General features: G+C 56.6%; 15 protein-coding genes. 7 read left to right on the plus strand and 8 right to left on the minus strand.

The window, feature by feature from the left end; translation table 11 throughout:
• Positions 1 to 56: 56 nt before the first annotated feature.
• Positions 57 to 1,889, minus strand: coding sequence for a translational GTPase TypA (gene typA, locus IE151_RS11185; protein WP_189490134.1), 1,833 nt, complete (start codon positions 1,887 to 1,889; stop codon positions 57 to 59).
• Between the two features lie 148 nt (positions 1,890 to 2,037).
• Complete coding sequence (locus IE151_RS11190) at positions 2,038 to 4,071, minus strand: M3 family metallopeptidase (RefSeq protein WP_189490136.1); 2,034 nt, start codon at positions 4,069 to 4,071, stop codon at positions 2,038 to 2,040.
• A gap of 137 nt (positions 4,072 to 4,208) precedes the next feature.
• On the opposite strand from IE151_RS11190, the gene IE151_RS11195 reads away from it, so the two are divergent.
• Together IE151_RS11195 and IE151_RS11200 are read left to right on the plus strand one after the other, a co-directional pair.
• Positions 4,209 to 4,658, plus strand: coding sequence for a MarR family winged helix-turn-helix transcriptional regulator (locus IE151_RS11195; RefSeq protein ID WP_189490138.1), 450 nt, complete (start codon positions 4,209 to 4,211; stop codon positions 4,656 to 4,658).
• Positions 4,658 to 5,890: a multidrug effflux MFS transporter gene (locus tag IE151_RS11200; protein WP_189490140.1), complete on the plus strand. Its 1,233-nt coding sequence runs from the start codon at positions 4,658 to 4,660 to the stop codon at positions 5,888 to 5,890. The genes IE151_RS11195 and IE151_RS11200 overlap by 1 nt, the downstream gene beginning before the upstream one ends.
• A 17-nt stretch (positions 5,891 to 5,907) precedes the next feature.
• On the opposite strand, the gene IE151_RS11205 is transcribed toward IE151_RS11200, so the two are convergent.
• From IE151_RS11205 to IE151_RS11215, 3 genes are read right to left on the minus strand one after another with little or no spacing between them, the layout of a single operon-like run.
• Positions 5,908 to 6,567 (minus strand): carbonic anhydrase, encoded by a 660-nt coding sequence (locus tag IE151_RS11205; protein WP_189490142.1) that lies wholly within the window; start codon positions 6,565 to 6,567, stop codon positions 5,908 to 5,910.
• A gap of 51 nt (positions 6,568 to 6,618) precedes the next feature.
• The gene (gene pdxY / locus IE151_RS11210; RefSeq protein WP_189490144.1) at positions 6,619 to 7,473 is read right to left on the minus strand and encodes a pyridoxal kinase; all 855 of its coding nucleotides are present in this window, start codon (positions 7,471 to 7,473) and stop codon (positions 6,619 to 6,621) included.
• Positions 7,470 to 7,682, minus strand: a complete 213-nt coding sequence (locus IE151_RS11215) for a hypothetical protein (protein WP_189490146.1) — start codon at positions 7,680 to 7,682, stop codon at positions 7,470 to 7,472. The genes pdxY and IE151_RS11215 overlap by 4 nt, the downstream gene beginning before the upstream one ends.
• 92 nt (positions 7,683 to 7,774) lie before the next feature.
• Between IE151_RS11215 and IE151_RS11220 the strand changes: the two genes are divergently transcribed.
• From IE151_RS11220 to ppa, 5 genes are all read left to right on the plus strand, one after another.
• Positions 7,775 to 8,407 (plus strand): LemA family protein, encoded by a 633-nt coding sequence (locus IE151_RS11220; RefSeq protein ID WP_189490148.1) that lies wholly within the window; start codon positions 7,775 to 7,777, stop codon positions 8,405 to 8,407.
• A 1-nt stretch (position 8,408) separates the two neighbouring features.
• Positions 8,409 to 9,239 carry a TPM domain-containing protein gene (locus tag IE151_RS11225; RefSeq protein ID WP_189490150.1) on the plus strand — a complete coding sequence of 277 codons (831 nt, stop codon included), beginning with the start codon at positions 8,409 to 8,411 and terminating at the stop codon, positions 9,237 to 9,239.
• A 3-nt stretch (positions 9,240 to 9,242) separates the two neighbouring features.
• The gene (locus IE151_RS11230) at positions 9,243 to 9,881 is read left to right on the plus strand and encodes a TPM domain-containing protein (RefSeq protein ID WP_189490152.1); all 639 of its coding nucleotides are present in this window, start codon (positions 9,243 to 9,245) and stop codon (positions 9,879 to 9,881) included.
• A gap of 47 nt (positions 9,882 to 9,928) precedes the next feature.
• Positions 9,929 to 10,435: a GNAT family N-acetyltransferase gene (locus IE151_RS11235; RefSeq protein WP_189490154.1), complete on the plus strand. Its 507-nt coding sequence runs from the start codon at positions 9,929 to 9,931 to the stop codon at positions 10,433 to 10,435.
• 116 nt (positions 10,436 to 10,551) lie between these two features.
• Positions 10,552 to 11,088, plus strand: a complete 537-nt coding sequence (ppa, locus tag IE151_RS11240; protein WP_189490156.1) for an inorganic diphosphatase — start codon at positions 10,552 to 10,554, stop codon at positions 11,086 to 11,088.
• Positions 11,089 to 11,158: 70 nt separating this feature from the next.
• On the opposite strand, the gene IE151_RS11245 is transcribed toward ppa, so the two are convergent.
• From IE151_RS11245 to IE151_RS11255, 3 genes are all read right to left on the minus strand, one after another.
• A complete protein-coding gene (locus IE151_RS11245) occupies positions 11,159 to 11,458 on the minus strand; it encodes a YggT family protein (RefSeq protein ID WP_189490158.1) in 300 nt (99 codons plus the stop codon).
• A 119-nt stretch (positions 11,459 to 11,577) separates the two neighbouring features.
• Positions 11,578 to 12,303 carry a glutamine amidotransferase gene (locus tag IE151_RS11250; protein WP_189490160.1) on the minus strand — a complete coding sequence of 242 codons (726 nt, stop codon included), beginning with the start codon at positions 12,301 to 12,303 and terminating at the stop codon, positions 11,578 to 11,580.
• A 15-nt stretch (positions 12,304 to 12,318) separates the two neighbouring features.
• Positions 12,319 to 12,786, minus strand: coding sequence for a tellurite resistance TerB family protein (locus IE151_RS11255; RefSeq protein ID WP_189490162.1), 468 nt, complete (start codon positions 12,784 to 12,786; stop codon positions 12,319 to 12,321).
• Between the last annotated feature and the right edge of the window lie 15 nt (positions 12,787 to 12,801).

Consider the following 12,801-nt stretch of genomic DNA (forward strand, 5'->3'; position numbering starts at 1 on the left):
ACAAAAAAATGCGCCGCTCTTTCGAACGACGCATTTTGCATTTCATGCTAACCGGCCTAAGCCAGTTCGACCTTCTTCTTTTCAAAGCGCTTGCGATCATTCGGGTCGAGATAGCGCTTGCGCAGGCGAATCGACTTCGGCGTAACCTCGACCAGTTCGTCGTCCTGGATCCAGGAAAGCGCACGATCGAGCGTCATTCGGATAGGTGGTGTCAGCTTCACGGCTTCATCCTTGCCGGCGGCACGGATGTTGGTGAGCTTCTTGCCCTTCAGCACATTGACCTCGAGATCATTATCACGGCTGTGAATGCCGATAATCATGCCCTGGTAGACCTTGGTTGCCGGATCAATGATCATCGGACCGCGATCTTCAAGATTGAAGAGCGCGTATGCAACAGCCTCGCCAAGGTCATTCGAGATCAGTACACCGTTGGTGCGACCGGGCAGCGGCCCCTTATACGGCTGGTAGGAGTGGAACAGGCGGTTCATGATGGCCGTTCCGCGCGTATCAGTCAGAAGTTCGGATTGATAGCCGATCAGGCCACGGGTCGGAGCGTGGAAGACAAGACGCTGACGGTTGCCGCCGGAGGGACGCAGCTCCGTCATCTCAGCCTTACGCTCCGACATCTTCTGCACGACGATGCCCGCATGCTCTTCATCAACGTCGATGACGACTTCTTCGATCGGCTCAAGCGTTTCGCCGGTCGTCTCGTCCTTTTGCATGACGACACGGGGACGCGAAACTGCGACTTCGAAGCCTTCACGACGCATGGTTTCAATCAAAACGGCGAGCTGCAATTCACCGCGACCAGAAACGAAGAAGGAGTCCTTGTCTTCCGATTCTTCGATCTTCAGCGCAACATTGCCTTCGGCTTCCTTGAGCAGGCGATCACGGATGACGCGGCTCGTCACCTTGTCGCCTTCGGTACCTGCATAGGGGCTGTCATTGACGATGAAGGACATGGTGACGGTCGGGGGATCGATCGGCTGTGCGAGCAGAGGCTCGGTGACCTGCGGATCACAGAACGTATCCGCGACGGTACCCTTCGACAGACCGGCGATCGCAACAATATCGCCCGCTTCGGCATAATCCAGCGGTACGCGCTCAAGGCCCCGGAAAGCCAGAATTTTGGATATACGGCCGTTCTCGACGAGACTGCCTTCGCCGTTCAACACCTTGACCGGTTGGTTCGGCTTGATTGAACCGGACTGGATGCGACCAGTGATGATGCGGCCCAGGAACGGGTTGGATTCCAGAATCGTGCCTATCATCTTGAACGGCTCATCCTTGGAAGCCGTGTCCGGCTCAGGAACGTGCTTGACGATCAGATCAAACAGCGGCTCGAGACCCTTGTCCTGCGGACCTGTCGGCGCTTCCGCCATCCAGCCGCCACGACCCGAACCATAGAGAACCGGGAAGTCGAGCTGTTCTTCGGTAGCGTCGAGGGCAACGAAAAGATCAAAGATTTCGTTCAGGACTTCCTGGTGGCGCTCGTCAGCGCGGTCAATCTTGTTGATGGCGACGATTGGTTTTAGACCAACCTTGAGCGCCTTGCCCAGCACGAACTTGGTCTGCGGCATCGGGCCTTCCGACGCATCGACCAGAATGACTGCACCATCCACCATATTGAGGATTCGCTCGACCTCACCGCCGAAATCGGCGTGGCCTGGAGTATCGACAATATTAATGCGAATGTCCTTCCATTCTACCGAAGTAGCCTTCGCCAGAATGGTAATGCCACGTTCTCTTTCGAGATCATTGGAGTCCATCGCACGCTCTTCGGTGCGCTGGTTTTCGCGGAACGTGCCGGATTGTTCGAGCAGCTTGTCGACCAGGGTCGTCTTGCCGTGGTCAACGTGCGCGATGATCGCGATATTGCGAAGTTTCATAACGAAAGAGGCCTTTTGTTTGGAGACACGGTTCGGACCGTCCTCGACGCGCCCAATCGTAGTTGCGCGCGCTCATAACCTGTTTTCGCTCCAAAAGGAAGGGGCGTTAAGGCAATGCTATCCGGCAAAAACGGCGCAACTACGCCATTCAGGCCAGTCCACGTTTTTTTACGACTGCTTCCGGTGACGGCATTTTGCCTCGAAATGCACGATAAAGGGCTTCGGGGTCCTGCGTATCTCCGGCGGCATAGACGCATTCCTTGAGCTTATGCGCCGTTTCGGGATCGAAGGGATCTCCGGTCTCTTCGAATGCAGCAAACGCATCGGCATCAAGCACTTCCGACCACATATATGAATAGTAGCCAGCACTATAACCGTCGCCCGCGAATATATGCAAAAATTGCGGGGAACGATGTCGCATGGCAATCGTCTTCGGCATGTCGAGTTTTGCAAGAGTCTCTGCTTCGAATATCTTCGGGTCGGACGGAGCAGCACCGAGTGTATGATATGCCATGTCTACCAGCGCCGATGCCGTGAACTCAACAGCGTCGAACCCCGCATTTGCGCTATGCGCAGCTTTGAGCTTTTCGATCAACACCGCCGGTATGGGCTCGTTCGTCTTGTAATGCCGCGCGTGCTTGGTCATCACCTCCGGCACCATTAACCAGTGCTCATAAAGTTGCGATGGAAGCTCGACAAAATCCCTCGACACCGCAGTGCCCGCGAGACTTGGCCATTTGGCTTTGGTCAAGAGACCATGCAGGGCATGACCAAACTCGTGAAACAGAGTCCGTGCTTCATCAAGCGAAAGGAGTGCTGTCTTACCCTTCGAGGGCTTGGAGAAGTTCATCACATTGTAGATGATGGGCTTCTGGCCGTTATCGAGACCATGCGCACTTCGCAACGCACTCATCCACGCGCCGGAACGCTTGGAAGCACGCGCATAATAATCGGCCAGGAACAACCCGATTTCCGCGCCGCTTTCGTCCATGACGCGAAAAGCGCGTACGTCCTCATGCCACCCCCGGACGTCAGGCAGGGCCTCGAAGGAGAGGCCGAACAGGCGACTCGCAACATCGAAAGAAGCCTCGATAACACGGTCGAGTGAAAAATAGGCTTTCAGCGCATTCTCATCAAACTGGTAGTTTTTCTCGCGGTTACGTTCGGCATAGAAGCGCCAATCCCACCCTTCCAGCGGTTCGTTCTCGCCAGCGTCGGCGGCGATCTCTGCCAGCACCGCCTCCTCGGCGCGAGCCTTGTTCAGAGCTTTTTGCCAGACGGGCATCAGCAATTCCATCACGGTCTGGGGAGTTTTTGCCATCGTGTTGTCGAGCTTGAAGGCAGCAAAATTCTCGTATCCGAGCAGCTTTGCCTTTTCGGCGCGCAAGGCGAGCATCTCTTGTATCAGCGGCCAGTTCTGCTTCTCTCCGCGCGAGATAAAGGCCCGGAATACCTTTTCGCGTAGATCGCGTCGCGCCGAGTGGCTCAAAAAGCCTTCCGCGACCGAACGCGACAGCGTGACTACAAAATCACCGTTTCCCTCGCGCGACTGCGCCGCCTCCACCAAACCATCGATAAGGGGTTCCGGCAGTCCGACAAGGTCATCCTTCGTCAATGCAAGCGACCAGCCGCTTTCGTCGGCGAGTACATTTTGTCCGAACGCGGCGCCAAGCGACGCCAGGCAACTGTTTATCTCGGCAAAACGATCGCGAGCCGCACCTTCAAGCTTAGCGCCGGAACGCATGAACCCTTTCCAGCTCTTTTCCAGTGCGCGGTTCGTTTCATCATCAAGACCGATCTGGCTTCGACGCGCATAGAGGTCATCAATTCGCGCAAAAAGCTTTTGGTTCAGTGCGATCGCCGAATAATGGCGTGAAAGCTTCGGCGCCAGATCGCGTTCGGTGGCCTGGATCGTCGGATTGGTATGCGCGCCCGCTCGCATCCAAAAGATTGACGAAACGCGTGACAGCGCCTCACCCGAGAGCTCCAGCGCCTTCAACGTGTTCTCAATCGTCGGAATTTCATCAGAATTCGCAATGGCATCGATTTCTGTGCGATGCGCCGAAAGCGCCAGCTCGAAAACGTCGAGAAACACGTCGTCGTTGATCCGATCAAAATCTGGCAGCCCATGCGGCGCGCTCCAGTTGACGAGCGGATGACGGTCAAGATCAATTGTCGACATGGGAGCTTTCCGGAAAATCGGGATCAATAGTGTTACCAGAACACTTAGAGCTGGCTCCTCCGTCCTGCAAGATAGTTGACCGGATTTCAGACGCGCTGTACTAGCCTTATAATAAGTATCTCTTACGAAAGCCCCACATGAACAAGACCGTAAATACCGACAGCATCGGCTTTGTCATATCCGATGTCGCCCGCCTGATGCGTACAGCTTTCGAGCGCGAGGTTGCTGACGCCGGCTTCGGGTTGACGAAGGGCGAAGCACGGACGCTTGTTCACGCCGCGCGCGCCGGCTCGGTACGTCAGAACGTGCTTGCCGAGCGCATGTCTCTGGAGCCTATGACGCTCTGCGCCTATCTCGATCGTCTTGAAGCGCGCGGCCTCATCACGCGCAGCGTCGATCCGGACGATCGCCGCGCCAAGCGCGTCGAATTGACCAATGCGGCCGAAGAAGTGCTTAGGCGCACGCGGAAAGTCTCGGACATTTTACGCATCACTGCCTCTAAAGGCTTCACGCCCGAGGAGTGGGACGATTTTTTCGAAAAAATGAAGCGGGTGCGCGATAATTTCTGCGAAAAGAAGAGCACATAATGGATGCCCGCCTGCATACGGCCCACCATCCGGCGATGACAGAGCGGCGCGTGGGGCTTATTGGTGCCGCGCTCGTAGCTATCGGTCCGATCTCCCTGGCCCTTTTCACGCCGGCCATGCCTTCGGTCGTGACTGATCTGCAAACCACCGAAGCGATGGTGAAGATGACACTGTCACTTTACTTTGCCGGGTTTGCATTTGCCCAGCTTATTTGCGGCCCGCTTTCGGACGCCGTCGGCCGCAAGCCAATCATCCTCGCGTTCATGGGCCTTTACTGCCTGGCCACCATTGTCGCGATCTTTGCGCCCTCCATCGAATGGCTCATTGCCGCCCGCTTCGTTCAGGGTGTGGGTGGAGCTGCGGGTGTTGCTATCTCGCGAGCAATGGTGCGGGACCTCTTCACCAAGGAGAGCTCGGCCCGTATTATGAATTTGATAGGGACAATGCTTGGGGTCGGTCCCGCGATTGCACCAACGCTGGGCGGCATCACCATGGAATTCTTCGGCTGGCATGCAACGTTCATACTGATGCTCATCCTGGGAATTGCCGTTATCTCGATCGTCTATCTCTGCCAGGTTGAAACCGTCACCCGCGACATGAGCCGCCTGCAGCCGCGAAAGCTCATTTCTTCCTATGCTTTCCTTCTGCGCCAGCGTTATTTCCTCTTTTCGAGCCTCATCATCGCAGGCTCGACTGGTGCCCTCTACACCCAGGCAACGTTGCTATCCTTCATCATGATGAACCGCGTGGGTCTGTCTCCGACACAGTTCGGATTCGCCATGCTGATGCAATCCGGATTTTTCGTTGCGGGAACGCTATCGGTCCGCCTGCTGATGGGGCGCGTAAGTGCGCAGAGACTTGTGCCCGTCGGATTGACGGCCATCATCGTCGCGAGCATCTCGCTTGCGGCGCTCCTGCGAACGCTGGAACCCGGTTTCTTCACTGTAATGGTTCCGGTAGGCATCTACGCTTATGGCATTGCCTTCGTCATGCCAGCAATGCTGACCGCAAGCATGGCAGGCTTCCCCCATATGGCTGGCACGGCGTCCGCACTGACGGGCTTCATACAGATGGCAGCGGGTCTGGTGGGGGGCACTGCTGCCGCTCTAATGGGGGACACCGTGCTAGGGCTTGCGACGATCGTGCCGCTGATGGGGCTGGGCGCGGTCACCTCGTGGCTTTTCTGGCGCCAGCTGCCCGAGCCTGCCTTGGCAAATGCGGTGCGGAACTGACACCCCGCTTGCAGGCCCTAGTCTGAAGAACCATTGCCGAGATCGGGGCGCTCGAAATCACCCGTCTCAGTATTCATGACCCAAAGCTCGCCAGTCGAGATATCGAACCAGCAACCGTGCAACGATAGTTCCCCGCTTTCTTCTCTGGCCCGAATATAGGGAAAACTGCGCAGATTAGCTACCGAATGGCGGATGGAGATGCGCTCGAGCGCCGTCTGACGCTCGCCATTTGTCATAAGCGAGTTTCCGGCGACAGCTTCCGCAGCAGGCGCGACGAGACTCATCCACTTGCCGATGAAATCGCCTTCCGAAAGCGGGGCGAAATCCGCATCAAGCGCCGCTTTAATGCCGCCGCAGCGCCCATGGCCCATAACGACCACATGCTCAACCTTCAGCGCCTGCACAGCAAATTCGAGCGCGGCGGAGGTCGAGTGAAAATCCCCGTCTGGGCCATAGGGGGGTATGAGATTGGCTACATTCCGAACCACGAACATCTCTCCGATCCCAGCATCGAAAATGACCTCGGGAGCCGCACGAGAATCGCAGCAGGCAATGATAACTACTTTTGGCGTCTGCCCTTCATTGGCAAGGGACCTGTAACGCGCGCTATCGTCGACATACCGCCCTGTGATGAAGTTGCGATAGCCGTTCAACATATGATCAGGAAGATGTGTCATGGCGATTTCTCTAGTTCGCTGTCTTCGGGAGAGCAAGATATTTCAGCAAGTCTAAATCGAGGTAACGCCAAACCGGATCCGCGGACAGAGGATCGCCGCCTGATCCGTCTCAAGCATCAACTCATCCGAACCGCGCGCCGCACTACTTGCCACCGCCTCGTATACGGATGACGTCGCTCTCGACAATGCCTCCTCGGCGGAGGCTCCCTGCAACAGCTGGCCTAAAAACACGGCACCGGTAACATCACCAGGACCTTTTGGAGGATGAGCAATAGCGGGATGTTCGCATAAAAGGCTTCGGTTTGCGGAAATCAGGAGATTACCCAGATGGGTAGGCGCATGCCCGGGCGCAGAGGTGACTAGTGTGTTTCTGCACGGCAAGGCGCGCGCGGCTTCGATCAGCTCAGCCTGCGTTTCCAGCGTACGATCTGCGAGCCAGGCAAGTTCGAACCGGTTTGGAGTAGCATAATCGGCAAGGGGGAGAAGCCGGTCGCGGATGGCGACTGCCGTTTCTTCCGGAACGTAGATGCCTTCTAGATCACCGATAACCGGATCGCATACGTAAATCGCCTCGGGGTTCTGCGCCTTCATCGCACCTACCAGATGGGCAATCCCTCTCGCCTGCTCGGCACTACCGAGATAACCGGAAATAAGGCCGCCCACTTTCGGCAACCACGGCGCCCGGGCCAGGTCTGCCATGAGACTGGAGAAGTCATCGTCAGGCGCAACGATACGCGTCGAGCGGCTGATACCGGGATGCCAGGCCAGCACAATGGTTGGAACCGCCCAGACGGGGACGCCCAGCAGCTCTAGCGAAAGCGTGACCGCTCGGTTGCCGACCGAGCCGCGCACGACGTTGCTCGAAATGACGACAGCCGTCGGATAGCGTGCAAGTTCTTCCTTCACAGGCTGGCCTCTCGCAACTGCGCGATCAGATAGATAACAATGCCGAGAAAAACGACGATGCTAAGGATGCGGCCTATCTTGCGGCCCCAATATTCGATGCGATCATCTTCCTGATTGCCGGCATTATGCATGACGGGTTCGGATTGCTGAACAACGCGTCGCAAGATTTGGCGCGAATGCTTTTGATCATCGTCATTGGGATTGGCCATTTTCGAGTGCCTTAACGAGCCCGGAGAATGCGTCTGTTTCACCGGCGTTCTTCATGCTAGCGTCGCGTCGGATCATCTTTTCGGGGTTAGCTATGACAGCTTCTTATCGGACAGCGCAACAGCCGCGTCACCCTTTTGCATTTCTCCTGCCCCTTCTTCTTTTGGTGCCGCTACTCTCCGGTTGCGGCTATAACACGATCCCAACATTGGAAGAGCAGGCAAAAGCCGCCTGGAGCGAAGTCCTCAATCAATACCAACGCCGCGCCGACTTAGTGCCGAATCTGGTCGAGACGGTGAAAGGTTACGCCGCACAGGAACGCGAGACGCTTGAGGCGGTGGTCGAGGCACGTGCCAAGGCTACTCAAACAACATTGCCAGCAGAGGCACTTGACGATCCGGAAGCCTTCAAGCGCTTCCAGGAAAGTCAGGCGCAGCTCTCGGGTGCCCTCGGTCGGCTACTTGCCATCACCGAAAATTACCCCGATCTGAAGTCAAACCAGAACTTTCTCGCGCTTCAGTCACAACTTGAAGGCACGGAGAATCGCATTGCTGTGTCACGACGCGACTATATTGAAGCGGTTCGCGTCTATAATACATCGTTGCGCACCTTCCCTTCAGTTCTCTGGGCAAAATTCTGGTTTACCGATTCCAAGCCTTTCGAGAACTTCACCATCGCGCAGGAGACGATGCAAACCCCGAACGTCAATTTCAACACCGGGCAGTAGAATGCTGGCCGGAGCTTTGCGTTCCATCCTGCGCCTGTGCCGGGCGATAATCTTCGTGCCGCTGCTGCTGGCCGCAACCGCGGGCATAGCGGCAGAATTGCCGGTGCTCACGAGCCGCGTCATGGATCTGGCAGATCTCGTCGATGCCGTGACCGAGGATCGGATCACTCAGAAGCTCGCCGCTTTTGAAACACGCTCTTCCGACCAAATCGTCCTCGCCACCATCCCTACACTTGAGGGCGAGGCCATCGAGCCGTACGCAAATCGGCTCTTTCGGCACTGGGGCCTGGGTCAGGATGGCACTGACAACGGCATTCTAGTTCTGGTGGCACGCGACGAACGCAGCACGCGCATCGAAGTCGGTTATGGACTTGAAGGCACAATTACGGACGTCATCTCCAAGCTGATCATCGAGAATACAATGCTCCCGGCGTTTCGCGATGGGAATTTTGGCATCGGCCTCGAAGGTGCAGCCGATGATCTCGTTTCGGTACTGGAGGGCAACGAGGCAGAGCTTCTGCAACGCGCCGAGCGCAATCGGCAGAGACAGGTTGTTCCAACCGGCGAACTGGTCATCCCTCTGATCTTTTTTGCGATCTTCTTCGGGGCAATCGCCCTTTCGATATTGCCGCGCATCTATGGTCAGAAGATCGGCCCCAGTCGCTATCGCTGGTTGGGTATGGATTTCCAGGTTGGCGGCGGTAGGCGAGGCCGCACCATCACCGGCGGAGGCTTCGGCGGTAGTTTCGGTGGGGGTGGATTTGGCGGGGGCGGCGGCTTCGGAGGCGGAGGCGGTTCGTCCGGTGGGGGCGGTGCCTCGGGAAGTTGGTAGGGCATGAGCAAACTGATCTTGAGCGCACAGGACCATATTAATATTAGTCAGGCAATACGCGAAGCGGAAGCTGGTACGGCAGGCGAAATCTACTGCGTCCTGGCGCGCAGCAGTGGCAGCTATGTATTTCCGGCGCTTGCTTTGTCGAGCATGGCATTGATTATCGCAAGTCTTGCCGTGGCGATCTTTCTGCACATCTACTGGATCGATCCGTCTCTAATGCACTTCGTCGGCATGCAGGCGGTAGCTCTGATTATTATCTGGGCTTTGATATGGTGCGTCAAACCTCTACGTCTCTGGCTCGTTCCTGCGCCCTACCTCTACCGGCATGCCCATGCCAATGCGCTCACGCAATTCATGAGCCGCAATATTCACACGACGCCGGAGCGCACCGGTCTTCTCCTCTTTATTTCGCTTGAGGAACACTATGCTACAGTGATCGCCGACGTGAAAATCAACGACAAGGTCGGTCAGGAAGAATGGAATGCGATCGTCTCCGCGCTCGTGGACGGCGCTCGCCGAGACCACGTGGCGGAAGGTTTCGTGCGCGCCATCGCGTTGGCGGGTGCGCTTCTTGCACGTCACGTGCCGAAGGGCGAGAACGATCCTAATTCGCTTCCGGACCGGCTGGTCGAACTATAAAGTTCGGCTTGAAAAACAGGGACGCCTGCCGGTATGCTAGTGCGATCATGACGACCTTGAGCGCAGATATCCGCAAGGCAGGGCCACGCGATGCTGATGCCATCGCTGCGGTTCATCATGCGTCATGGAAAAATGCCTACTCCGGCATCATTCCCTATGCCGCCTTGATACGCATGCTGTCACGCCGGCGTGCGGATTGGTGGCGCAACGCCATCACACGCTCGGCCTCAATTCTTGTTCTGGAAATTAACGGCGACGTCGTCGGTTATGCGACGATCGGTGCCAACCGCGCCAAGGAGTTGCCGCAGGACGGCGAAATTTACGAGATTTATCTCTTGCCGGAATACCAGGGCATCGGCCTCGGTAGCCGTCTCTTCAATGCGGCGCGCAAAAGTCTCGAAGATCATGGCTTCTGCGGCCTTGTCGTCTGGGCGCTCGAAGAAAACCGCAACGCACTCGAATTCTACGTCCGCCAGGGCGGCAAGGATGCGGCGGAGGGGGTCGAGATTTTCGACCAGCGAGCCTTACGAAAACTCGCCTTCACCTGGGACTGATCACCAGCCTACGCATTGCGCATTGGCGCAAGGAAGGCTATGCGAAGCGCAACCATTTCACATGACGCGGTCCTCTCTCCTCCGGACCGCTTGAAGCCAACCCAGGAAGGTTATTCATGCGTATAGATGCAATTGAAATCGGCAAGCATGCGCCGGAAGAAGTCAATGTGATCGTTGAGGTGCCCGTTGGCGGCCAGCCGATCAAGTACGAAATGGATAAGGAATCGGGTACGCTGTTCGTCGACCGTTTTCTTTACACCCCGATGTTCTACCCCGGCACTTACGGTTTCATCCCGCACACGCTCTCGGGCGACGGCGATCCGGTCGACGTGCTGATCTGCAACACGCGTGAACTCGTTCCAGGCTGTGTTATCGCAGTTCGCCCGATCGGCATGCTGCTCATGGAAGACAATTCCGGAGAAGACGAGAAGATCATCGCCGTTCCGGCACCGTCGATCACTCGCCGATACGAGAATATTCATAGCTATAAGGATCTGCCGGAGATCACCTGCCAGCAGATCGAACACTTCTTCACGCACTACAAAGATCTGGAGCCCGGAAAGTGGGTCAAGATTGGTGGTTGGCAGGATGCCGATCTCGCCAAGCAGAAGATCCTCGAAGGCATCGAGCGCGCCAAGGCTCAAAAAGCCTGATCATCGAAATCCGATACGCGAAAAAATGGCCGGTTCGACCGGCCATTTTTATACCAGAGTTTCAGCTGGATCAGTGATAGACACCGACTAGCGGCTCTATGGTCGTATGCATGAAGACCTCAAGAAAAGTCAGCGCCAGAAGCAGGATAATCGGGGAAATGTCGATGCCACCAAGATCGGGTAGCACACGGCGGATCGGACGTAACGCAGGCTCCGTGAGTCGATAAAGTGCATTGCCGATCGAATTGACGAACCGATTGCGCGGATTGACTACATTGAAGGCATAGAGCCAGGAAAATATTGCCGAGCCGATGATGACCCACCAGTAGATCCGGAAAGCCAGATGAAGCGTGATGAAGATTGCGGTCATCGAGGGTCCCAAGAATTAAGAACAATAAGTGCATATCCTATGATTCGAAAGGACATGCCGAGCACCGGCAATGTAGGCAAAAGCCTGCTCGTGGCAAGCCTTCTCACGAAAGTTTGGGTTCAGTTCGCCACGGCCTCTACCCCTTCTTCCATGAAGAGGTGCTCGAGAAACCGGTCAAGCCAGGCCCGCAGGTGATTGTCCCAGATCATGCGGCCTTGGAGATGCACGGCACCTAGTTGCGCATTTGGAAGCTCGAACCGATTTGCGCCATGCACAACCCACCGGTGCATCATCGCGCGTGTCAACTCGGCATGAAACTGGATGCCATAGGCCTTCTCGCCATAGCGGAATGCCTGGTTTGGATAGCTGTCGCCAGTCGCCAGCAGGGTTGCGTCGGAAGGCAATGAAAAGCCTTCACTATGAAAATGATAAACCATGGAGGGCCAGTCGAAAAGCGCCCTGCCTTCTTCCGTCGCCTCGATCGGGTACCAGCCGATTTCGACGCCGCCATCACTGCGGCCCTCAACCTTGCCGCCGAGATGATTGGAGAGCATTTGCGCACCGAGGCAAATCCCCAGCAGCGGCTTGTTCTCTTTAAGTGGCACGGCCATCCACTCTGTCTCAAGGCGGATGAACTCCTCCGGATCATTGGCGCTCATCGGGCCGCCGAACACGACGGCGCCCGCATGGCGGTGCAACGTCTCGGGAAGAGAATCGCCGAGTGCCGGTCGCCTGATATCGAGGTCGAAACCTTTGGAGATGAGTGCTTGCCCAACCCGCCCAGGGCTGGATCGCTCCTGATGGAGGACGATCAAAACCTTCTGCGGTTTCGTCGTTGCAAACATTCCGATCTCTCCGGTTCAGCGATCGTCCAGTCTTCGGTCACGCGCATCAAGGCGAGCCTGCACGCGATCGCGGTCATCAACGCCAAGTAGCTCGGAGATGCGCCATACAAGATTGTCCTCCAACTCATGCATGTCGCCGTCGACATAGACAATGTCCCAGAGCGCACCGATAAATGCAAGCCGCTGTTCCTCGCTCAACGCCGAAACCAGAACGCTGGTGAAGCCAAACAGATCGACCGCCTCACGCTCTGCGGCTGTTCCTGCCTTGACGAGTCGATCGGTTTCACTGCGGCTTATATGAAGCACGCCAGCAATCTGCTCGCGTAAAAGATCACTCTCGGCTTCGCTACGCTCGCCATCCGCTTCAATTACATGAATCAGCAGAGCGATGGCCGCAATCTTCACCTCATGCGCATAAGGCTCCTGCGTCGATTGCGTCGGGGCTGGAAGAGAGCGGATGAATTGCACGAAACGTTCAAGCATGAGGGCTCCAGCCAT

Origin of the sequence: Limoniibacter endophyticus (assembly GCF_014652835.1) — a bacterium.
Lineage (GTDB): Bacteria > Pseudomonadota > Alphaproteobacteria > Rhizobiales > Rhizobiaceae > Limoniibacter > Limoniibacter endophyticus.